The organism is Vibrio sp. 16 (assembly GCF_963681195.1).
GTDB classification, from domain to species: Bacteria; Pseudomonadota; Gammaproteobacteria; order Enterobacterales; family Vibrionaceae; genus Vibrio; species Vibrio sinaloensis_D.
This window is the reverse complement of the sequence record NZ_OY808998.1, coordinates 256,262-279,247: the sequence shown is the minus strand read 5'-3', so window position 1 is coordinate 279,247 and position 22,986 is coordinate 256,262. Positions and strand designations below refer to the sequence as shown.

General features: G+C 48.6%; 13 protein-coding genes. 5 read left to right on the top strand and 8 right to left on the bottom strand.

Annotated features, from left to right (window positions below):
- Positions 1-210: 210 nt before the first annotated feature.
- Together U9J37_RS15470 and U9J37_RS15465 are read left to right on the top strand one after the other, a co-directional pair.
- Positions 211-1,839 (top strand): methyl-accepting chemotaxis protein, encoded by a 1,629-nt coding sequence (locus U9J37_RS15470; protein WP_043886933.1) that lies wholly within the window; start codon positions 211-213, stop codon positions 1,837-1,839.
- Positions 1,840-2,319: 480 nt separating this feature from the next.
- Positions 2,320-3,366: a GMP reductase gene (locus tag U9J37_RS15465; RefSeq protein ID WP_005472330.1), complete on the top strand. Its 1,047-nt coding sequence runs from the start codon at positions 2,320-2,322 to the stop codon at positions 3,364-3,366.
- A 195-nt stretch (positions 3,367-3,561) separates the two neighbouring features.
- On the opposite strand, the gene U9J37_RS15460 is transcribed toward U9J37_RS15465, so the two are convergent.
- The 6 genes from U9J37_RS15460 to U9J37_RS15435 form a co-directional block, all read right to left on the bottom strand.
- Positions 3,562-4,086 (bottom strand): P-loop nucleotide/nucleoside kinase family protein, encoded by a 525-nt coding sequence (locus U9J37_RS15460; RefSeq protein ID WP_043886931.1) that lies wholly within the window; start codon positions 4,084-4,086, stop codon positions 3,562-3,564.
- A gap of 69 nt (positions 4,087-4,155) precedes the next feature.
- On the bottom strand, positions 4,156-4,602 hold the full coding sequence (locus tag U9J37_RS15455; RefSeq protein ID WP_005472229.1) for a GNAT family N-acetyltransferase: 447 nt from the start codon (positions 4,600-4,602) through the stop codon (positions 4,156-4,158).
- A 39-nt stretch (positions 4,603-4,641) separates the two neighbouring features.
- On the bottom strand, positions 4,642-5,277 hold the full coding sequence (locus U9J37_RS15450; RefSeq protein WP_005472413.1) for a LysE family translocator: 636 nt from the start codon (positions 5,275-5,277) through the stop codon (positions 4,642-4,644).
- Between the two features lie 63 nt (positions 5,278-5,340).
- A complete protein-coding gene (locus U9J37_RS15445) occupies positions 5,341-5,787 on the bottom strand; it encodes a hypothetical protein (RefSeq protein WP_043886929.1) in 447 nt (148 codons plus the stop codon).
- 276 nt (positions 5,788-6,063) lie between these two features.
- Positions 6,064-6,513: an RES family NAD+ phosphorylase gene (locus U9J37_RS15440; protein ID WP_005472321.1), complete on the bottom strand. Its 450-nt coding sequence runs from the start codon at positions 6,511-6,513 to the stop codon at positions 6,064-6,066.
- Complete coding sequence (locus U9J37_RS15435) at positions 6,513-6,938, bottom strand: Xre family toxin-antitoxin system antitoxin (protein WP_005472201.1); 426 nt, start codon at positions 6,936-6,938, stop codon at positions 6,513-6,515. Before U9J37_RS15435 ends, U9J37_RS15440 begins: the two co-directional genes overlap by 1 nt.
- 278 nt (positions 6,939-7,216) lie before the next feature.
- Here U9J37_RS15435 and U9J37_RS15430 point away from each other — a divergent pair, with 278 nt between their 5' ends.
- Positions 7,217-7,936, top strand: coding sequence for a carbonic anhydrase (locus U9J37_RS15430; RefSeq protein ID WP_043886927.1), 720 nt, complete (start codon positions 7,217-7,219; stop codon positions 7,934-7,936).
- 31 nt (positions 7,937-7,967) lie between these two features.
- On the opposite strand, the gene U9J37_RS15425 is transcribed toward U9J37_RS15430, so the two are convergent.
- Positions 7,968-8,411, bottom strand: coding sequence for a hypothetical protein (locus U9J37_RS15425; protein WP_005472356.1), 444 nt, complete (start codon positions 8,409-8,411; stop codon positions 7,968-7,970).
- Between the two features lie 520 nt (positions 8,412-8,931).
- Between U9J37_RS15425 and U9J37_RS15420 the strand changes: the two genes are divergently transcribed.
- The gene (locus U9J37_RS15420; protein ID WP_005472186.1) at positions 8,932-10,140 is read left to right on the top strand and encodes a NupC/NupG family nucleoside CNT transporter; all 1,209 of its coding nucleotides are present in this window, start codon (positions 8,932-8,934) and stop codon (positions 10,138-10,140) included.
- Between the two features lie 230 nt (positions 10,141-10,370).
- On the opposite strand, the gene U9J37_RS15415 is transcribed toward U9J37_RS15420, so the two are convergent.
- Positions 10,371-11,072, bottom strand: coding sequence for a phage tail protein (locus tag U9J37_RS15415; protein ID WP_005472419.1), 702 nt, complete (start codon positions 11,070-11,072; stop codon positions 10,371-10,373).
- Positions 11,073-11,607: 535 nt separating this feature from the next.
- On the opposite strand from U9J37_RS15415, the gene U9J37_RS15410 reads away from it, so the two are divergent.
- The gene (locus U9J37_RS15410; protein WP_322414200.1) at positions 11,608-22,791 is read left to right on the top strand and encodes an Ig-like domain-containing protein; all 11,184 of its coding nucleotides are present in this window, start codon (positions 11,608-11,610) and stop codon (positions 22,789-22,791) included.
- Positions 22,792-22,986 lie beyond the last annotated feature (195 nt).

Sequence of the window (22,986 nt, the reverse complement as noted above, 5' to 3'; positions counted from 1 at the left end):
TTTTTAATCAATGTATTGGCTTTGATTTGATTTTATAACTTTGTTGCATGTGTCTGTTAATGCATATTTACAAAAGTCACCACCTAACTGATGAATTATCCAACAATGTTTTGTGGCATTGATCACATATTATGTTAGACTTCTCCCCACAATTCTTATGGGAATATTCCCAGTTCACGGACGACTCAACCGATCTGATTGAGAACAATAATGCAATTATCCTTAAAAAATTTGTCTATTCGTACACAGGTGTTGTTACCTGTGCTATTCACAACCGTTGCTTTGTTTATCGCCCTTTGGGTGACCAAAAACAATTTGGAAGCTGAGCAAGAGTTGATGGACGCGAATACCGACGCTCTAGTGTTCTACAAAGACACACTGGCTAAGATTGACGACCAAGTTTACCCGCTTCGTATTAGTGCGGTGTATGCTATTTATGATGCGTCACGTCGTGACACGTTCCTTAGCGAACTGAAAAATGCAATGCGAGAAATCGACCAAGATCTTGACCTAATACGTGAGCGTAAAACGTTCCGTGATGACATCGTTACCGTGCGCGCTTCAATCGAAAACTATGTTCAATTCTCGACCCAAGGCGTGACTTTGTTCAACCGAAAAGACCAAGGGCTAGCGACTGAACTTGAGTACAGCAACTTTATTAGCCAATATCGTATTGCTGGCAATGAAATGGTGCAATCAATCAATACGCTGTCTAAAAAGGTCAATGAGGCAGCGACGCTAGCTATGGACCAAAGTGTTGAACAAAACACCAAAGTCAAAAACTTGGCGATGTTCCTTGTACTTAGTGTGCTAGCCATCTCATTGTTGGTTGCGTGGGTCCTATCTGGAATGATTGTTACGCCAGTTCAAAAACTGCAAGAAGTGATGCGAGAGCTTGCGCAGGGTAATCTATCGATTCGCGCCAATGCCGATGGTGAAAACGAAATCTCTCAGCTTAGCAAAGATGTGAATACGACAGCAGAGCAGCTCCATACAACCGTTGATCAACTGATGCGTATCAGCGAAGAGGTGGCTTCAGCATCAACAGAACTTGCTGCTGTAATGACGCAATCTCAAGCGAATGCCCAGCAAGAGTTGGCGGAAATTGAGCAAGTTGCTTCTGCCGTAAATGAGCTTTCAAGTACCGCCGATAATGTGAGTGACAACGCGCAAGTGGCTGATTCTACAGCGCGTGAAGCAAATCAACTGGCTGCATCAGGCATGGAAATCTTCGAAGAGAGCAATCAGGCAAGTGCTCAAATGGGCGATGCGCTTAACGATGCGGCTCAAGTGGTTCTGTCGCTAAAAGAGCAGTCGGAGCAAATCAGCGATGTGATTGAAGTGATTCGCGGTGTATCTGAGCAAACGAACCTATTGGCGTTGAATGCGGCTATTGAAGCGGCACGTGCGGGCGAATCTGGTCGTGGCTTCGCGGTTGTGGCAGACGAGGTACGTATGCTTGCGGCGCGCACTCAAGAGTCAACTGGTGAAATCCAAACCATCATCGAAGAGCTACAAAAGCAATCGGGTATGGCGAATGACAGCATGCAGCTTAGTTTGGAAATGTTGGCCAAGAACAATGAACTGGCACAACAAGCAAACAGTGCGCTGCAGGGTATCACTGAGTCCGTGACCAACATTAACGACGCAAATACACAGGTTGCAACCGCAGCAGAGCAGCAGTCACAAGTAACCCAAGACATTAACCGCAACGTGGTGAACATGTCTGAACTGGTGAATCAAAATGTGTCTGGCATTTGCCAGAGTGCGAGTGCAAGCGAAGAGTTATCTTCACTAGCAGAGAAGCAAAAAGCGCAACTGGCGTTCTTTAAGCTCTAATCTATTCAGCCATCGTTCGAAATGAAAGCAGAAGGCGCTCCGGCGTTTTCTGCTTTTTTGCGTTTTGTGAGTGTGAAATCATCAGTTAGCACTCAAAAGCAGAGGTTGTTTAATCGGCTAAAAACACCGGTTTGTGAACTGAACATAATGATCCTGCAACCGAATGCTTGAATAGTACTCACCGATGGTAAGAAAAGGATTGCGCAAACGTTTAGTTGGTGGCTCTTTAAGTGTTTGTTTTTGTGATATTTTTGAAGGTTTGGTGAGGAGGGAAGTGTGCTTAGGTATGCAACTTAACCGAACTGTATCATAAAAAAATTGAAAATATCAGTCTTGCGGGAATTAAATCGCGACCTATAATGCTGAAAACCGGAGCGTCTGCCAACGCTCCGGTTTTTTTGTGTCCGAAACTCAGTAAAACGTCTGCCAACGTTTACCGAAAACGCACGACACGTAAATTTGCTTACAGGAAAATTTATCATGCGTATCGAACAAGAACTTAAGTTAGGCTTTAAAGATGTACTATTCCGCCCGAAGCGTTCTACTCTTAAAAGTCGTTCTCAAGTTGAGTTAACCCGCGAGTTTACATTCAAGCATAGCGGCCGTCAATGGTCTGGTACACCCGTTATCGCGGCGAATATGGACTCAGTAGGTAGCTTTGAAATGGCTAAAGCTCTGGCTGAGCACGGTGTAATGACGGCAATTCACAAGCACTACACAGTAGAGCAATGGGCTGAGTTTGTAGAATCTGCGGACCAAAACACACTAAATAACGTGTTTGTTTCTACTGGTACTTCGGATGCGGATTTCGAAAAAACTAAAGAAATCATGGCACTGTCAGAAGAGCTTATCTTTATCTGTATCGATATCGCGAACGGTTACTCAGAGCATTTAGTAGAGTACGTTGAGAAGGTACGCGCTGCATTTCCAAACAAAGTTATTTCTGCGGGTAACGTTGTAACGGGTGACATGTGTGAAGAGCTAATTCTAGCAGGTGCTGACATTGTTAAAGTGGGCATTGGCCCAGGATCAGTATGTACTACACGTGTAAAAACTGGTGTGGGTTACCCTCAGCTTTCAGCAATCATCGAATGTGGTGATGCAGCACACGGCCTTGGCGGCATGATCATCGGTGACGGTGGCTGTTCATGTGCAGGAGATGTGGCTAAAGCCTTCGGTGGCGGCGCGGATTTTGTCATGCTAGGCGGTATGCTTGCAGGTCACGAAGAGTCAGGCGGTGAAATCATTCAAAAAGACGGTGAAACTTTCATGAAGTTCTATGGCATGTCTTCTCAGTCGGCAATGGATAAGCACTCAGGTGGCGTAGCTAAGTACCGCGCAGCTGAAGGAAAAACCGTACTATTGCCATTCCGAGGCAGCGTTCACGGCACTATCTCCGACATCCTTGGTGGTGTACGCTCAACGTGTACCTATGTAGGCGCAGCAAAGCTTAAAGAGCTAACGAAGCGTACGACTTTCATCCGCGTACAAGAGCAAGAGAACAACGTATTCGGTAAAGAGAAATAATCCAATACTTCGGAAGTTACGAATTATTAAGAGCCGCATTTAGCGGCTCTTTTTTTGTCTAAAAAATCAACAAGTGACGACAAACTACAGACTAGTGATTGGCTTCTGAGAGATGATCAGGTGCGAAGTGTGCGTAATGCATGATAATGCTGATATCGGCACAGAGCAATGTTTCTTCAAATCGCTGAACTTGTATCACTTATCGGTTGGCCTGTTAATGCCTAGCTTGTCGACCAGTTCAGCGAAAGACTCTTCTATTGTTTGGCCTGCCGTGTCGATTGTAATCACGCTATCACTCCACGGTTCGTAGTATCGACTTTGAACTTGTTTCCAGTTGGGTAGGTTAAGGTTTTCCACTTCACTTTTTCGAGAGTTTACTCGACGCTCATGCTCTTTGGCATCTGAACACCGAATTTCAATATTGACGAACCTAGCCCCCACACTTTCTGCGACTTCTTGCCATTCATTTCGTGTCAGTTCGATTGGGTTGCATGAGTCAGACACTGCACTTAGCCCAAGTGCTAGGTTGTCTCTGATAATTCTATAGCTAAGCCTGTAACCCTCGCCTTCAACCTGGAAATTACACAGGTCTCGAATTCCTTGCTCTACCGTATCGATACGAACGTATGTTGCTCCAATCCGATGTGAAAGCAATTTAGCCAGAGTTGATTTCCCAGAAGCCGGAAGCCCTGAAAATATGTATAAAGTGGAGGATTCCAAAGTATCTCCTTAAATGAACCCAAAGTCGTCAAACGTTACATACCCGCTTTAAATGCTGGCTATGTAGAACTAAAGCGGTAAGTACAATCTCAGCATGTCTTTGTGTTGAATTCCATTTTCATAGATTGGCTCTGGATAATTCAGCAAGAAGTGATCTTTGAGGATTGAATCAACCCGAAAGCCGAGGCGTTGATAATAAGTTAGCTGATAGCCAAAGGTCCCCGTACCCAACTCAACTCGTTTGATTCCTTTACTTGATAATTGCGATAGAACGGACTTAAGCAACGCCGAACCAATACCTTGACCTTGTGAGTTTGGATATACAGAAATATTGAATATCTCAGCAATGCTATCAGTTTGTGGCTTTACTATGCAGGCGGCTAAAACACGCCCATTGTCTAGTGCAGCAAAGCACCAAGAATCGGATAAGTATGAAGAAATACTCGTTTCAGAAGGATCAGCTTCAAGCAGTAAATCAATAGGAATCTGGCTACTTTCTACTTCGATATATTGCATTTTTGCTCCAAGCACAGTGAATCCGTCATGAACGCTTTGCTAGTCATTTTTCATCAAGGCCAATTTTGTACCGAAAGCTATAAATACCAAACCGGTTATTGAGTTTAACCACGTTTTAAACCTCGCACTATTGGTCACCGTCTTAACTCTTGCAAGGATCATAACCATGATGGCGAACCATACAAAATTGACCATAGAATGTGCCGTTACTAGAACGTATGCACTCATTGGGCTTTCGGTATTGGGAATAAACTGAGGAAAGGCTGCCAAATAGAACATAGACACTTTCGGATTCAATACGTTTGTCATGAGTCCTTCCAAGAAGGATACACGTAGGGAAGATGCTTTATTACTGTTCGGTTTAACATCGGGTTCTATTGAACTTCCTTGAAAAGCACTTGCTATCGCTTTCAAACCAATCCAAACCAAATAAGTGGCGCCTAACATTTTAAAAATGAAAAACGCCTGAGATGATTTAGACAGGATCACCGAGATACCCAAAATTGATAAGGTACCATGCACATAAAATGCAACGACAAATCCCCAGATGTTAGCAAATCCTGCTTTTCGTCCTGAAATGGGTACCGTTTTCGCTATTAGAAATCCATTAGGTCCCGGAGAGATAACGAGCAATGTAGCAACCGCCATAAAAGTTAAGAGATTATTCAAGTCCATTTTGTCCGTTCCTGGTATTGTGAACCTACCAAAACGCAACTACCGTGCGTGAGGAGTTTCCCCCTAAACGCGTTCCTCTATGCGTTTTTTAAGCTTGCCTTTTATGAATACGATAACCAAAAGCATCGTAATATAAAGTGCATTCAGACAAAGTTGTTCGTGTATATATGTAATCGACACTTGCTGCGTCTCAAAATTTAGCAGCCTTGTATTTCGATCCTCTTCGCTGGGCTCAAACATCTTTTCATTGCCATCGCTATCGACATAATAGGTGTTCTCATGCCCCAAAATAAAGAGTTCTTTAGCTAGAAGCTTGGTTACTGCAGTTCGGTCTTTGGCTGAAATCTGTTCGCTATGCCTTGCCTCAATGTAATAATGGATACCATTCTGCCTATTACTATTTTGCAGATCTAAATAACGTGATAACTGGAAGATCGAAAATGTTGAAATAAAAAGGTTTAGGGTTAGAGCTGTTATTAAAAACAATCCAACTATTTTAAATAGTTTCACATCACACCTAACCTATGAATTCTTGAAGTATACAAAGCAAATTAGGCGACTAACACTCGCCAATCGTGTGTATATGATGCCGCTTTTCAAGCGTCTGTTCAATTTCCAATCAATAGGTTGTTACGGATTTGAGAACGCTAGCGGAGCTTGCGATTGACGTCTTATTCTTAGTTCAGATGGCCGAGTGCAAAAGTGTTACGTATTTTAGCGCGAGAGAAAGCCATCCTTGGTTGGGAAGGGCAAAGCCCGAGTCGGACTCGGGGCTATTTGTATTCATTAGGAAACCAGGCGTTCGTCGAATGGGAAGTGTATTACGTCGATGATTTTTGCGTGTTTCGCGTTGGGGTGACTGGCGTTAAACAAGTAATTCGTCGATTCGGGAAGAATGGCACTAGGCACTTTGGCAAGTAAGGTTTGGTTGGCTTTTAGCCAGTTATTGCCTTCACTCTGTGTGCCTCTCTCATTCTTCACCCAGTCATTGTGTAAGGTTGGAACATGACATTGGCTGAGTTCTGCGTCATCGACTTCGACTTTGAGCAGTTTAAATCGGTCGGGTAGGTCTTCGAGATCAATATCTAATCCAGCCATTACTTCAAGAAGCGCGAGGGCAGGGTGCTCTGCCAAATAGACGATTAAGTGCCCTTGTGGGTGCCAACGCCCGCTTGCTTTTAGCCCTCCGATGCCGTGAAGGTCTTCGAAGTCAGATATACGCCAAAGGATTGCCATTAAAAATACCCAGATTCGATTCTTAGCAGCAGTTGCTCGACAATGCTTGCACCAAACTCATCTTGCATTGCCTCTTTGGGCGTACGACCTTCGAGCTTTTTCTTTGGCTTGCTGAGCCAGTTGTTGGCTTTTTGCTCATTGCCAAAAACCGCGACCGCTTGCGCTGTTAAGCGTGCTGCTCGGATGATTTTGGCACTTTCATCACGGGTCAGTTTCTCGGCTTTACTAACGCGATGAGATAGCGTTCGGCTCGGTATCACCCAATTGAGTTCTTGTTTATTGAACCCATGTTCCATCAAGGTATTGATTACCGACGGATCCACACCATCACGAACTAGGTTTGACAGATCCAACTCATTGTCAATCGACCAACCAAACCAAGCATTGAGGTTGGCGTTTGCTGCCATTTCCATTGCTGTAGACATAAATTTGTACCTCTTGGCAATATGCTTAAATATTAGCGCATATTGCTCATTTTTCAACTGGTTCTGTTTGCTAAAGCAAAGTAGCAATGAAATGTTTCCAAGAAGATTGACGCGTAATCAATCCTGTAGCACAGATAAATCCGTTGATAATCAAATTAATTTCAGCGAGTTAGCATCTGGCTCCAAAGTAAACTGCAAACATAGATTACTGACTACTTTTCTGGCCTCTGCCCGTTTTATGATGCGTGACTCACTGTTGGCAAATAAAAGGAACAAGTATGAAAAGGACACTACTCGCACTAGGGCTTTGCACCGCATTTATGAGCAACGCAAACGCAGCGCAATGGGGTTACGAAGGGCAACATGGTCCATCACACTGGGGAGAATTTGCGTCCGAGTGTGCAAACGGGGTAAACCAAAGCCCGATTAATATAGAGTCAGCAACAGAGGCCAAACTGGAAAAACTGTCGTTTGACTATCAGGGGCAGGTTGTATCGCTACTTAATAATAGTCATACGTTGCAAACCCAACTTGAAGGGATTAACACTTTAGCGATAGATGGAAAGTCGTTTACGCTTAAGCAATTTCATTTTCACACCCCATCTGAAAATCACGTAGACGGCAAAGAGTACCCATTGGAAGCGCATTTTGTGCATGCAGATAAAGCCGGTCATTTGGCGGTCGTTGCCGTCTTTTTCGAACTGGGGGAAGACAATAGTGAGCTCGCGAAGTTGCTTGATAATATCCCAGAGAAAGGCGCTGACTCACCGATAGATGTTCCCTTTAATGCGAGCGCTTTGTTAAGCGATACCAATGATTACTATCGCTTTAGTGGTTCGTTGACCACTCCGCCGTGTTCCGAGGGCGTAAGATGGCTAGTGTTGAAAACACCTCAGACGGTCTCTGCTAAGCAAGCTGCGTTATTCAATAAGATTATGGGTAACAACAATCGCCCGCTGCAAAAGCTCAATGCCCGACTCATCACTCAAACTCAATAAAAAGAACGCCAGCGCAATACTGGCGTTTTACTTATTTCTGAGCAATTTGCGCGTATTGGCGCAGTAAGTCTGTAAGAGTCGTGACCCACTCAAGGGCGCTGTTCGGGCTCTGTTTAAGAATCACCTCAGCGTGGTTGCAATGTGTTTCTAAAGGAATGGCGCGATCTAACTGGAACGAAGAAGCATAAAAGTGCCAAAGGAGCAGTCTTTGCATACGAAGCGTGTTTTGCTCTTTGTTTTCTGATTCACTGAACAGTTCAGGCAGTTGACTCAGTGCGATGGCGCTCATTCGTAACATGGCATCAAAGCGCGCTTCCATCAGTTTATCTTCTGACTCCGTTTCTTCTGCGTCAAACGTAAACAGCTCCGTCATTGAGTCTTCAGGAATCAAGCGCTGTATCAAGCGCATACTCAGTTCTTCCAGCTCTTCTCGCGGTAATTGCGAGAGCGAGGCGTATGTGTAATCTCGTTCCATAATGGCTCACTGTTGTGTTTTTCCCGCATTGTAATGAGCATGCAGCACAGTGCAAGTATCGATATAAAAAAGCCCCACGTTGAAGTGGGGCAAAATTTGTTGTGTTTGTCTAAGCCGCTGACGTTGTTAGGAAATAGATTATGTTCACTAGTACGTTAGTTGACACATCTATAAAACTAGATGGCGAAATGATATTTGCCCAAATTTATTTTGAAATGATAACGATTACATAGTAAGCGTTGTGATCTTGCTCCAGAAAATAAATGCAATTAAGTGCGTATTCCCTTTGTCTTCCCTTGCTGGAATTTTCTCAAATCTTCGAAATAGTCGGTGTAATCGTTTACAGAATGAACGCTTGAACGTTTGCGTTAAAAAATGTGATGAATATCTCATATCCTTCGCTATACTTTCCGCCCGGTTAAGAGCGAGTGCTCTGCCAATACAAGCCGTCACACGGAAAGGTGAATGACCCCACGGACCGGACCAGCTACCTATTGAATGCTTGTAGAGGTGATCTTTAATGAATGTTTTATTCGGTTTAATCGGTGTTGTCGTTCTATTGTTGTGCGCAGTACTGCTGTCTGAGAGTCGTAAATCGATCAATTGGAAAACAGTGTCTCGTGCACTTATGCTCCAGGTTGGATTTGCTGCTCTTGTTTTGTATTTCCCATGGGGACAAGCGGCACTCACCAGTTTGAGTAGTGGTGTTTCTAGTCTTTTGGGGTTTGCTGATGAAGGTATCAGCTTCCTATTTGGTGATTTGGCCAATACTGGATTTATCTTCGCTGTTCGTGTCCTTCCTATTATTATATTCTTCAGTGCTCTAATCTCCGCTCTCTACTATCTTGGCATTATGCAAAAAGTCATCGAGTTTATTGGTGGCGGTATCCAAAAGTTTTTGGGTACAAGTAAAGCTGAATCACTGGTTGCAACCGGCAACATTTTCCTTTCTCAAGGCGAGTCGCCACTTCTTGTTCGTCCATTCCTATCTCGTATGACTCGTTCTGAACTGTTTGCTGTTATGGCTGGTGGCATGGCTTCGGTAGCGGGCTCTGTTTTGGGTGGTTATGCCGGTCTTGGCGTTGAGCTCAAATACCTTATCGCCGCGAGTTTCATGGCTGCTCCGGGTAGTTTGATGATGGCGAAAATCATCGTTCCTGAGCGCGATACACCAATCAATCAATCTGATATTGAGATGGATAAAGCGCAAGAGAGCAATGTTATTGATGCACTTGCAAGCGGCGCAATGAACGGTATGAAAGTAGCGGTTGCGGTGGGTACCATGCTAATCGCATTCGTGAGTGTTATCGCGATGGTCAACACTGGCTTAGAAAGCCTTGGTGAAGCTGCTGGATTTAGCGGTATTACCCTACAAGCGTTATTTGGTTACTTGTTCTCGCCTTTGGCATGGGTGATTGGTGTTCCTTCAAATGAAGTGTTGATGGCAGGCTCTTACATTGGTCAAAAGATTGTGATGAACGAGTTTGTGGCATTCATTGACTTTGTCCAGCATAAAGCGACCTTGTCTGAACATACTCAAGTCATCATTACTTTTGCGCTGTGTGGATTTGCAAACATTGGTTCGATTGCAATCCAACTTGGCTCGATTGGCGTGATTGCTCCTGAGCGTCGTGCTGAAGTTGCAAACCTCGGTATCAAAGCTGTACTTGCGGGTACGTTAGCCAACCTAATGAGTGCGTGTTTAGCGGGTATTTTTATTCTTCTTTGAGTATCAGTTAGATTACTGAGATGAGGAGCGGCTAGCACGACCCACCCTAGATGTTGAGAAGCAAATCAAGGTGAGAACACTTTTCGCTAAAGCAATTGAAAGTATGTAGCAACTATAGCGAATTAAGAGCTGCTTATAGGTTTGCGCGCTTTAAAATTGCCGTGGGAAAAGCACATAAAATTGGCCACCGCTAAAGTCGCGATGACCAATCGGTAAACCCATTGAGTCCACTAACCTCGAGGAGGGTACAGGCCATCTACAGCGATGCAGTAAGTGAGCGCTAGCGATGGACTGCGAATACTAAATGGGTGGTTGTAACCAGTAGGATGGATATAGATTGAGGGTGGGGCATAATTCGTAGAGATTCCCTCCAAGGGTATCGCATCTCCTTCACCCTTGCCGTACAACATCGCTTCCGGGTTGTAGCTAAAGCTATTTTGTGCGACACCTTGCAGAAAGTAATCTGTATCTGTTGGTTCGGGGCTTGTTCCCTTACCAGAATAGGCTATTAACTGAACAGTAACACCGCCACCCGAAGCGCTAGCTGCATGCGTGTGCGCAGGTAAGTTCAAAGCCGTAAGTGTTTGTGTCTCTGACCCATATTTACGTGCCAATATGGCTTCATTCAGGCCAGGGCTATTTCCACTACCGATAGCAGACCTACCTCTTAGATCTGGTAGTTGAAAATTAGTTGTGCCGTTGCCACCGTAGCGGGTTCCTAGTAAGGAATAGAGAGCGGTGTGGTCTGATATTGCCAACAGACTTCCGTTGGCCTGGAGATAACCTCTTGGACAGAAATTAGCCGCAGTGGTGCAGGTTGACCCTATATAAGGTTCTGGCACGCATGAGGCATATACATTATTGGATACCGAGAGCATGACCCCGGCGAGCAGGAGTTGTTTTTTTGAAACCAACTGATTAGTACTGAACATAGTAAAGTCCTCTTTAATGAGTTCAATTTTTATTATGGGTGGTGCGAATGGTTAAATATTATGGCATTTAAATGGTAAATGTGGTTGTGGATAGCGCCACATTTACTATAGACATAAAGTTCAAAAAACTCTGGAACATTACTTGACGATACCTTGCGATGAATCTGTATAGACCTCTAAGGAAATCACTGATTTGACGTTGAGTATGGTAGCTAATGAAGTTGATGATGAACGAAGCGTTGAGTCTAGCTGGATCAGATTAAACGAAAAGTATGAGGGGTTGACTTTGCACTTTTGGCATTTTAGTTCATAAAAATGGAAAGAAGATCACATCATCATTGATGGTGAGAATATAAAATTGTCCAGAATATAATGCATCATAATGAATATATGGATGTATCAGGATGAGGCGGACCAATTGCAACTCGTACTCTTCCTTCATAAATTTCCCCCACTTGAATATAAATGGACTTAACAGTATCTAGCATCACTAGGGCTAAAAAACGAGCATAGTGCATGTTTGAGTCAATCGATTATGGATAAATCAAATATATTTCTAGCGCAGCTATCAATGGTCATGTTGAGTATGGTCAGTTTTTCCGCTCTCTCAGCGACCGACACCATGGACTCAGCATCTGTTACAGGTTCGACAGTCAACAGCTCTGTAGATTCCATCTCTTACACTATAACGAGCCCGTCAAATTGGCATGGTGGCTCCACGTTTAACTATGGTACTGACTCTCCATCAGGAAACCTAAATGGAAATCTCGTTTTTACTGCCAATGATACCTCTACCTATACCTTTACTTTTAACTCGGCACTAGATATCACCAGTATTGCGGTTCTTGAGTTACAAAAGAGAACGGGTAGTTCATATATATTTACAGATACGACACCTAGCAGCTCAAATAGTAGTGTCAGTGTAACGAGTGCTTCGTTTGATTCATCCAGCTCGTCAACCATAGGCCCAGGGTTCTATTCAAAAACGGTTAACTTAAACTGGTCGGGAGTAACAAGCTTTACTGTAACGACCTCTGGGATGCATTTTAACGCGCAGCTTGGATTTGATAACTTGGTTGCCTCAGCGCCAAGCGCTGACTCAGATGGAGCTTTGACTGCAGCTAATGGTGTTTCTGAACCGGTCAGCCTTGCAACGACGGTGGATAGTAGCGGTGAAGCCATTAATTTGTTTGATTTTACCTTAACTGATGGCGGCTCTGGCGATGGGCTGCCGCTAGATGTTTCACAGATTGTCGTCAATGTGGCAGGGACGGCTTCGGATGCGCAGCGAGCGAAGATCTCTTACCGCTTAAGTGGTCCGGACGCGACCAACGTGACGGGTGTGTATAACGCCAGCGCCGATACGCTCACCTTCTCAGGCTTGTCGATTTCGGTGGCCGATGGGGCGTCGGAGGTGTACACCTTAAACGCTTACTACCATGACAACACCGGCATCACCGAGGGCAACACGCTTCTGCTCAGCCTGGATGGTGACACCGATGTGACGGTCAGCGGCAGCAACACCCAATTTGGGGCGACAACCGCCGTCAACAACGGCAGTGGCACCACGCTGGAGGTGACGGCGACAGCGCTGGCCTTTACCACGCAACCGGCTGGCTCGGTCTCGGGCTCAGCGTTAACCACTCAGCCGATTGTGCGGGCGCAAGATGCGTTCGGTAACACTGACGTGGACTTTACGGAGACTGTCACTCTTACCGAAGCCAGCGACGGCACGCTGTCGGGCGACTCGGTGGCCGCGGTCAATGGGGTGGCCACGTTCACGGCGCTGACCTACAGCGCAACGGCTGATCAGCAAAGCTTTACGGTCACGGCCAACGATCAAGATGGCGTCGGCAGTGATTTGGCTTCGGTGGCGGCGAATGCCGTGATCGCGGATGTGGTGGCGACTCAGTTGGTCTTTGAGACACAACCGGCGCCGCTTTCCGTGAAAACGGCCGAAGCGACCAGTTTTACCACCGTGCCCGTCGTATCTGCGCAAGATAGCGTCGGCGTTGTAGACACGGGCTATACAACGGATATTACGCTTTCAGAAGTGAATGGAGCGGGCACTATCGTGATGACGGGGACCGGAGATACGGATGGCAGCGCCGCCACAGTATCGATTACGCCGGCCTTTGGGGTGGCCACCTATACGGGGTTACAGGCCACCTATACCGCTTCAGGTGGAAGCAGTGAATCCTTCAACATACGGGCCAGCTCTGGCGGCTTAACCTCAGTGGACAGTAGCCCACTCACGGCGATCGTTGCCGACAACGACGCCAGCTTAACCGCCGCATCGGGCGTCAGTGAGCCTGTGGGGCTGCCAACCAACGCCGATACAACCGGTGAAGCGGTTGACCTGATTGATTTCACGTTAACCGATGGGGGCACCGCGGACGGCTTCCCTCTTGAAGTGTCACAGATTGTCGTCAATGTGGCAGGGACGGCTTCGGATGCGCAGCGAGCGAAGATCTCTTACCGCTTAAGTGGTCCGGACGCGACCAACGTGACGGGTGTGTATAACGCCAGCGCCGATACGCTTACCTTCTCAGGCTTGTCGATTTCGGTGGCCGATGGGGCGTCGGAGGTGTACACCTTAAACGCTTACTACCATGACAACACCGGCATCACCGAGGGCAACACGCTTCTGCTCAGCCTGGATGGTGACACCGATGTGACGGTCAGCGGCAGCAACACCCAATTTGGGGCGACAACCGCCGTCAACAACGGCAGTGGCACCACGCTGGAGGTGACGGCGACAGCGCTGGCCTTTACCACGCAACCGGCTGGCTCGGTCTCGGGCTCAGCGTTAACCACTCAGCCGATTGTGCGGGCGCAAGATGCGTTCGGTAACACTGACGTGGACTTTACGGAGACCGTCACTCTTACCGAAGCCAGCGACGGCACGCTGTCGGGCGACTCGGTGGCCGCGGTCAATGGGGTGGCCACGTTCACGGCGCTGACCTACAGCGCAACGGCTGATCAGCAAAGCTTTACGGTCACGGCCAACGATCAAGATGGCGTCGGCAGTGATTTGGCCTCGGTGGCGGCGAATGCCGTGATCGCGGATGTGGTGGCGACTCAGTTGGTCTTTGAGACACAACCTGCACCGCTTTCAGTAAACTCGGCCGAAGCGACCAGTTTTACCACCGTGCCCGTCGTATCTGCGCAAGATAGCGTCGGCGTTGTAGACACGGGCTATACAACGGATATTACGCTTTCAGAAGTGAATGGAGCGGGCACTATCGTGATGACGGGGACCGGAGATACGGATGGCAGCGCCGCTACAGTATCGATTACGCCGGCCTTTGGGGTGGCCACCTATACGGGGTTACAGGCCACCTATACCGCTTCAGGTGGAAGCAGTGAATCCTTCAACATACGGGCCAGCTCTGGCGGCTTAACCTCAGTGGACAGTAGCCCACTCACGGCGGTCGTTGCCGACAACGACGCCAGCTTAACCGCCGCGTCGGGCGTCAGTGAGCCTGTGGGGCTGCCAACCACCGTCGATACAACCGGTGAAGCGGTTGACCTGTTTGATTTCACGTTAACCGATGGGGGCACCGCGGACGGCTTCCCTCTTGAAGTGTCACAGATTGTCGTCAATGTGGCAGGGACGGCTTCGGATGCGCAGCGAGCGAAGATCTCTTACCGCTTAAGTGGTCCGGACGCGACCAACGTGACGGGCGTGTATAACGCCAGCGCCGATACGCTCACCTTCTCAGGCTTGTCGATTTCGGTGGCCGATGGGGCGTCGGAGGTGTACACCTTAAACGCTTACTACCATGACAACACCGGCATCACCGAGGGCACCACGCTTCTGCTCAGCCTGGATGGTGACACCGATGTGACGGTCAGCGGCAGCAACACCCAATTTGGGGCGACAACCGCCGTCAACAACGGCAGTGGCACCACGCTGGAGGTGACGGCGACAGCGCTGGCCTTTACCACGCAACCGGCTGGCTCGGTCTCGGGCTCAGCGTTAACCACTCAGCCGATTGTGCGGGCGCAAGATGCGTTCGGTAACACTGACGTGGACTTTACGGAGACTGTCACTCTTACCGAAGCCAGCGACGGCACGCTGTCGGGCGACTCGGTGGCCGCGGTCAATGGGGTGGCCACGTTCACGGCGCTGACCTACAGCGCAACGGCTGATCAGCAAAGCTTTACGGTCACGGCCAACGATCAAGATGGCGTCGGCAGTGATTTGGCTTCGGTGGCGGCGAATGCCGTGATCGCGGATGTGGTGGCGACTCAGTTGGTCTTTGAGACACAACCGGCGCCGCTTTCCGTGAAAACGGCCGAAGCGACCAGTTTTACCACCGTGCCCGTCGTATCTGCGCAAGATAGCGTCGGCGTTGTAGACACGGGCTATACAACGGATATTACGCTTTCAGAAGTGAATGGAGCGGGCACTATCGTGATGACGGGGACCGGAGATACGGATGGCAGCGCCGCCACAGTATCGATTACGCCGGCCTTTGGGGTGGCCACCTATACGGGGTTACAGGCCACCTATACCGCTTCAGGTGGAAGCAGTGAATCCTTCAACATACGGGCCAGCTCTGGCGGCTTAACCTCAGTGGACAGTAGCCCACTCACGGCGGTCGTTGCCGACAACGACGCCAGCTTAACCGCCGCGTCGGGCGTCAGTGAGCCTGTGGGGCTGCCAACCACCGTCGATACAACCGGTGAAGCGGTTGACCTGTTTGATTTCACGTTAACCGATGGGGGCACCGCGGACGGTTTCCCTCTTGAAGTGTCACAGATTGTCGTCAATGTGGCAGGGACGGCTTCGGATGCGCAGCGAGCGAAGATCACTTACCGCTTAAGTGGTCCGGACGCGACCAACGTGACGGGTGTGTATAACGCCAGCGCCGATACGCTTACCTTCTCAGGCTTGTCGATTTCGGTGGCCGATGGGGCGTCGGAGGTGTACACCTTAAACGCTTACTACCATGACAACACCGGCATCACCGAGGGCAACACGCTTCTGCTCAGCCTGGATGGTGACACCGATGTGACGGTCAGCGGCAGCAACACCCAATTTGGGGCGACAACCGCCGTCAACAACGGCAGTGGCACCACGCTGGAGGTGACGGCGACAGCGCTGGCCTTTACCACGCAACCGGCTGGCTCGGTCTCGGGCTCAGCGTTAACCACTCAGCCGATCGTGCGGGCGCAAGATGCGTTCGGCAACACTGACGTGGACTTTACGGAGACCGTCACTCTTACCGAAGCCAGCGACGGCACGCTGTCGGGCGACTCGGTGGCCGCGGTCAATGGGGTGGCCACGTTCACGGCGCTGACCTACAGCGCAACGGCCGATCAGCAAAGCTTTACGGTCACGGCCAACGATCAAGATGGCGTCGGCAGTGATTTGGCCTCGGTGGCGGCGAATGCCGTGATCGCGGATGTGGTGGCGACTCAGTTGGTCTTTGAGACACAACCGGCGCCGCTTTCCGTGAAAACGGCCGAAGCGACCAGTTTGACGACGGTCCCAGTGATCTCGGCGAGAGATGCCCTCAATGTGGTGGACAGTGACTATGTGACAGGCATTACGCTTTCAGAAGTGAATGGGGCAGGGTCTGCGATCATGACGGTCACAGGAGACACCGATGCGAGTAATGCGACGGTCACGGTTACTCCTGACAATGGTGTCGCGACGTTTACTGCCCTGCAACTGACCTATACCGCTTCAGGTGGAAGCAGTGAATCTTTCAACATACGGGCCAGCTCAGGCGGCTTAACCTCAGTGGACAGTAGCCCACTCACGGCGATCGTTGCCGACAACGACGCCAGCTTAACCGCCGCATCGGGCGTCAGTGAGCCTGTGGGGCTGCCAACCACCGCCGATACAACCGGTGAAGCGGTTGACCTGTTTGATTTCACGTTAACCGATGGGGGCACCGCGGACGGCTTCCCTCTTGAAGTGTCACAGATTGTCGTCAATGTGGCAGGGACGGCTTCGGATGCGCAGCGAGCGAAGATCTCTTACCGCTTAAGTGGTCCGGACGCGACCAACGTGACGGGCGTGTATAACGCCAGCGCCGATACGCTTACCTTCTCAGGCTTGTCGATTTCGGTGGCCGATGGGGCGTCGGAGGTGTACACCTTAAACGCTTACTACCATGACAACACCGGCATCACCGAGGGCAATACGCTTCTGCTCAGCCTGGATGGTGACACTGATGTGACGGTCAGCGGCAGCAACACCCAATTTGGGGCGACAACCGCCGTCAACAACGGCAGTGGCACCACGCTGGAGGTGACGGCGACAGCGCTGGCCTTTACCACGCAACCGGCTGGCTCGGTCTCGGGCTCAGCGTTAACCACTCAGCCGATTGTGCGGGCGCAAGATGCGTTCGGTAACACTGACGTGGACTTTACGGAGACCGTCACTCTTACCGAAGCCAGCGACGGCACGCTGTCGGGCGACTCGGTGGCCGCGGTCAATGGGGTGGCCACGTTCACGGCGCTGACCTACAGCGCAACGGCTGATCAGCAAAGCTTTACGGTCACGGCCAACGATCAAGATGGCGTCGGCAGTGATTTGGCCTCGGTGGCGGCGAATGCCGTGATCGCGGATGTGGTGGCGACTCAGTTGGTCTTTGAGACACAACCGGCGCCGCTTTCCGTGAAAACGGCCGAAGCGACCAGTTTGACCACGGTCCCAGTGATCTCGGCGAGAGATGCCCTCAATGTGGTGGACAGTGACTATGTGACAGGCATTACGCTTTCAGAAGTGAATGGGGCAGGGTCTGCGATCATGACGGTCACCGGAGACACCGATGCGAGTAGCGCGACGGTCACGATTGCTCCTGACAATGGTGTCGCGACGTTTACTGCTCTGCAACTGACCTATACCGCTTCGGGCTTAATTAGTGAGGTCTTTAATTTAAAAGCCACCTCTGGCGAGCTAACGTTGGCTATTAGCGAAGACATGACAGGTAAAGTGAATACACCGCCTGTTTTCTCGAACCTAGATGCGACACCGGAGTTTACTGAAGACGGTTCACCAGTCGTGATTGACAGTGATGCCTCCGTCAGTGATGCAGAGTTGGATGCTCTTAGCGGTGGTGCTGGCAATTACGACGGTGCGACATTGACCATTGAACGTAAAGGTGGCGCTAATGCTAACGACCTATTTGCGAATCATGGCAATTTAGGAGTGCTGACTGAAGGAGGAGCGCTAACCTACAATGGAACTATTGTGGGAACAGTCACTCGTAACTCTAGTGGGACACTAGTACTGACCTTCAACAGCAATGCGACCACCGCAATGGTTAATGGCGTACTTCAAAATATCACGTACCAGAATGAGGCGAATGAGCCCGCAAGTTCGATTGTACTCAGCTTTACCTTTAACGATGGGGAAGACAACAGTACCGGCACGAATGAGGTGACCACTACCGTAACAGGTCGCAATGATGCACCAACCCTTACCGTGACCGTCACAAACCCAACCTTTATCGAAGGTGGTGAAGCGGTAGCTCTGTATCAAGGGAGTGACGTCAGCACCGTGGAAAGTGATCAGTCTTTAGTTGGATTCGTTCTGACTGTTAGCAATGTCAGCGATACAAGTGAAGAAGCCTTAATGGTATCTGGTCACTCTGTTGCATTGAACCATGGGCAAACGGGCTCTGTGGGTGAGTTTGATTTTGTAGTATCACTAGTCGATAACATAGCGACAGTCTCCTTTAACGGAGCCACTTTAACTGAAGAAGCATTCCAGGACTTAGTCAATGGTATTCGCTACCTAAACGGCAGTGAGGATCCTAGCGTTGATATTCGTCGCGTGGTCACTATTGCAGCGGTCACAGACAGTGGTAGTGAAAATGCAACAGCGACCTTGGCCCTAGCGTCGAACGTAACTTTGGTGGCTATCAATGATGCACCAACCCTCAAGGCATCAGCGCTCAACTCAACTTACACAGAAAACGCAGAGGCAGTGTTACTGTTCAACCAGGCGGCAGCTAGCACAATAGAAAATGGGCAGACTTTTACAGGACTGGTATTGACTGTCAGCAATGTAATTGATGCTAGTGAAGAGGTGTTGACTATTGATGGTACGTTACTGGAGTTAGGCAGTAACGCTAACGGTATGACCTCTACCCGTAATTTGGCATATAGCGTGGTGAATACGGAGCAAACATCGACCATCACGTTATCGGGTATGAGTTTGACTCAAGTGCAACTGCAGGCTCTGGTTAATGGGATCACTTATTTCCATAGCAGCGATCACCCAAGTGTGGACAAGCCCAGAGTAGTAACATTGGTGGCGTTGACCGACAGTGGTGAGAGTAGCGGTGACAACATCAATACGGCAGCGCTATCGGTGTCATCTACAGTGGCGGTGGCCGAGATAAATGATGTACCAGTGATCACTGGGTTGGTGCCTAGCTTTGCTGCAATAGAAGATGAGATCAGCAACATTGATTTAAGTGCTATTGTCGTTAGCGATGCCGAAGGTGACGAGGTCACATTGGTATTCCAGGTATCCAGTGGTCGCTTGACTGTTGCCGGTGGTAACGGAGTCACTAATGGTGTCACCGTGAGTGGTTCAGGTACAGCCAGTGTCATGCTAACTGGCGCAGCAGAGGATATTAACCTTTGGTTAGATGGAACAAATCAGATTCATTATACCTCGGCAGCTAACAGTAACGGGAATGTGGTTCTGATGGTAACCCCAAGCGATACAGACGATGGTAGCACTGCGACTTCTGTGGTGGTAGTGGGTAGCGTTAATGACGCTCCAACGATAAGTGGTACACCAACTACAACAGTCGAGGAAGACAGTGCGTATCGATTTACGCCATTAGCGAATGATATTGAAATCGATACACTGTCATTCAGCATCACCAATAAACCATCTTGGGCAAGCTTTGATACAGTGACGGGTGAGTTAAGCGGTACACCAAAGAATGCGCATGTGGGCACGACGGCAGGTATTGTTATCAGCGTGTCGGATGGCCAGATAACCTCGAGCTTACCTGCGTTTAGTCTGGTCGTGACGAACGTGAATGATGGGCCTGTGGCCGAAAATGATCGCTTTACTTTCCCTGTTACGGAGAATGGGATTTACACCTTAGATGTATTGCAGAACGACATCGACGTGGATGATGGGGATGTCATGGCACTGAGCTGGGTATCCACTGATCAAGGAAGCACAAGTATCAGTGAAGGTGCAATCACGCTGACGACGACACATATCGGTTTGGTAAACCTACGTTATGGCATCGTTGATGGAAATGGTGGCAGTGCAACAGGTGAAGCGATAGTCATCATTGAACCATCGAGTACTAAAGCGCCTGTGGTAACAGCGGCTGCGGATATCACGGTGAACGCGACGGGGCTATTTACCAAAGTCAACCTAGGTGTTGCCACTGCTATTGACAGCCAGGGTAATGCGCTACCTGTATCTTTGATTGACAGCGACAGCTTTTTTGAACCAGGGTTGCATACTGTTTACTGGCGTGCGACTGATGCTGAGGGTAACGAAGGGCGAGACAGTCAACTGGTAACGGTGAATCCATTAATCACAATAGGTAAAGATGACATTACTACAGAAGGCTCGACTCATCGTGTAGGTGTCTATCTTAATGGTGAAGCGCCGAGCTATCCGGTGAGCGTCGACTATACCGTCAGTGGTAGTGCAGACGCTTCAGACCATAGCCTCACTAATGGACAGGTAGTGATAAGCCATGGAACAGAAGGCTATATAGAGTTTGCGGTGAATGATGACAGTGTGAACGAAGGGATTGAAACCTTGGTGATCAGTTTAGTTGACAGTATGAACCTTGGTAGTAAGTCGAGCTACACACTGACCATATCTGAGAGTAATATTGCTCCAGAGGTGAGCGTATCGGTCAGCCAAAATGATCAGACTCGTTCAATCATCGAGAACAGTGACCAAGTGGTAACTGTTACGACAACAGTCACAGACGCAAACCAGGGAGACAGTCACAGCTACCGCTGGATCAACGATAATGCGCAGCTCGCAAACATCAGTAATGATGCAACGCAGTTCGTGTTTAGCCCTGAATCACTAGAAGCCGGTATCTATCGAATTCAAGTTGAAGTGACCGACAGTGCATCGGCAGTTGTTACCCGTGATGTGTATATCGAAGTCGTGGAACAGCTTGAAACTTTAGTCAGCGGTCAAGACAGTGACGGTGACCTTATTCCTGATGTCGAAGAGGGGTTAGGTGACAGCGATAATGATGGTATTCCTGATTACCAAGATGCCATTAGCGAGTGTAACGTAGTACAAGAGCAGGCTTTGGAATCTCACCACTACTTGGTGGAAGGAGAACCGGGCGTTTGTTTGCGCAAAGGTATTACTCTTGCGAGCAACGAAACGGGGGGACTACTACTTCTGAATAACGAGCTGAGTGATGACTTAGAAGCTCGTAATATTGGCGGTATCTTCGATTTCGTTGCGTACGGGTTACCGACTCCGGGACAGACATATCAAATCGTCTTCCCACAACGCCTACCTATTCCTGCGAGTGCAATATATCGCAAGTATCGAGATAACCTTGGTTGGATTGACTTTGTTACGAACAGTGAAAACTTTGTTTCATCGACACAAGGGGAAGCGGGTTACTGCCCTCCTCCAGGAGATGAAAGTTGGAGCAGAGGACTCACAGAGGGTCATTGGTGCGTACAGTTAACGGTGCAAGATGGGGGCCCGAACGATGATGATGGAATTGAAAATGGGACGATTGTTGATCCAGGCGGTGTGGCAACAACATCGAGCAATACACTCCCTAATGCAGTGAATGACAATGTGTATGTAGCGTTGAATAGTTCAGTAACCGTTGATGTACTAAGTAATGATGGCGACGCAGATAACGACACTTTATCGGTAGTAAGTGCTACGGCGACCTTCGGCAGCGTGTCAATTGAACAAAACCAAGTTGTTTATCGTGCTGCGCAAGGCTTTTATGGTACCGATACAATTCGCTATGGCGTGAGCGATGGGAATGGCGGTACCGCGTATGCAGATGTAACAGTGAACGTTACCCCAACAGCGGGTAGTAAAGTCAGTAACAGTGCCGGTGGCGGTAGTTTAGGAGTTACAGTCGTGTTGTTGTTAGGCATGTTGAGTATGATGCGACATTGTGGTCGAGTGTTTTTAGGGGGCTTTCTCTCTTTGATCTGTTTCACTAGTCAGGCTAGCTGGTTTGTCAATGGTGATGTAGGTATGAGTCTGGCGGACGGTCGATCATCGGCGTACGATGAATTTCTGCAGAGTCAGGACAGTACCGATATAATGTGGTCTTTTGGTTTGGGTTACCAGTTTGCCGATCGCTGGGCTATATCGGGTCGTTACCTTGACCTTGGCGAAGGCAGTGCAACTCTGGATCACGATGTGAGTCTTCCTCCATCAGAATATCATGCTCGTGTCGCGAAAGTGACACCAGTACTGGCAAAAGGGTTTGCATTAGATATCCAATACAAACTTTTTCATGAAAACAATGCTAGCGTTAATGCGATTGTGGGTGGCTTTGCTTGGGAGGTTGACTACAAGAGCGAGTATCAGGGAGAAACGATTAAGAGCAGTGACGATGGCATTGACCCTTATGTTGGTTTGGGGCTGGATTATCAGTTTGCTGAACGCTGGAGTGCTGGTTGGCAGATCACAAGATACTTTATCGATGTGAATGACGTAACAACGTTTAGTGCAAACCTTCGTTATCACTTTGGTGACTAAGTTCATCGCTTTAATCGTTTATCAAACCTCGTGGGTTAAGTTGCTAACCTCGGTATCAGCGGGTACATTAGCCAACCTAATGAGTGCGTGTTTAGCGGGTATTTTTATCCTTCTCTAAGTACTAACTAAATGATGCATTGAAAGCCCAAGTAGGAAACTTCTTGGGCTTTTTTACGTATAAAAGGCGACGAATAA

Bases quoted from the DNA above. Each gene is read 5' to 3' on its own strand.
- U9J37_RS15410 (WP_322414200.1), top strand. From the start codon at position 11,608: ATGGATAAATCAAATATATTTCTAGCGCAGCTATCAATGGTCATGTTG.
- U9J37_RS15425 (WP_005472356.1), bottom strand. From the start codon at position 8,411: ATGGAACGAGATTACACATACGCCTCGCTCTCGCAATTACCGCGAGAA.
- U9J37_RS15450 (WP_005472413.1), bottom strand. From the start codon at position 5,277: ATGGACTTGAATAATCTCTTAACTTTTATGGCGGTTGCTACATTGCTC.
- U9J37_RS15435 (WP_005472201.1), bottom strand. From the start codon at position 6,938: ATGTCTACAGCAATGGAAATGGCAGCAAACGCCAACCTCAATGCTTGG.
- U9J37_RS15440 (WP_005472321.1), bottom strand. From the start codon at position 6,513: ATGGCAATCCTTTGGCGTATATCTGACTTCGAAGACCTTCACGGCATC.
- U9J37_RS15415 (WP_005472419.1), bottom strand. From the start codon at position 11,072: ATGTTCAGTACTAATCAGTTGGTTTCAAAAAAACAACTCCTGCTCGCC.
- U9J37_RS15430 (WP_043886927.1), top strand. From the start codon at position 7,217: ATGAAAAGGACACTACTCGCACTAGGGCTTTGCACCGCATTTATGAGC.
- U9J37_RS15455 (WP_005472229.1), bottom strand. From the start codon at position 4,602: ATGCAATATATCGAAGTAGAAAGTAGCCAGATTCCTATTGATTTACTG.
- U9J37_RS15470 (WP_043886933.1), top strand. From the start codon at position 211: ATGCAATTATCCTTAAAAAATTTGTCTATTCGTACACAGGTGTTGTTA.
- U9J37_RS15420 (WP_005472186.1), top strand. From the start codon at position 8,932: ATGAATGTTTTATTCGGTTTAATCGGTGTTGTCGTTCTATTGTTGTGC.
- U9J37_RS15465 (WP_005472330.1), top strand. From the start codon at position 2,320: ATGCGTATCGAACAAGAACTTAAGTTAGGCTTTAAAGATGTACTATTC.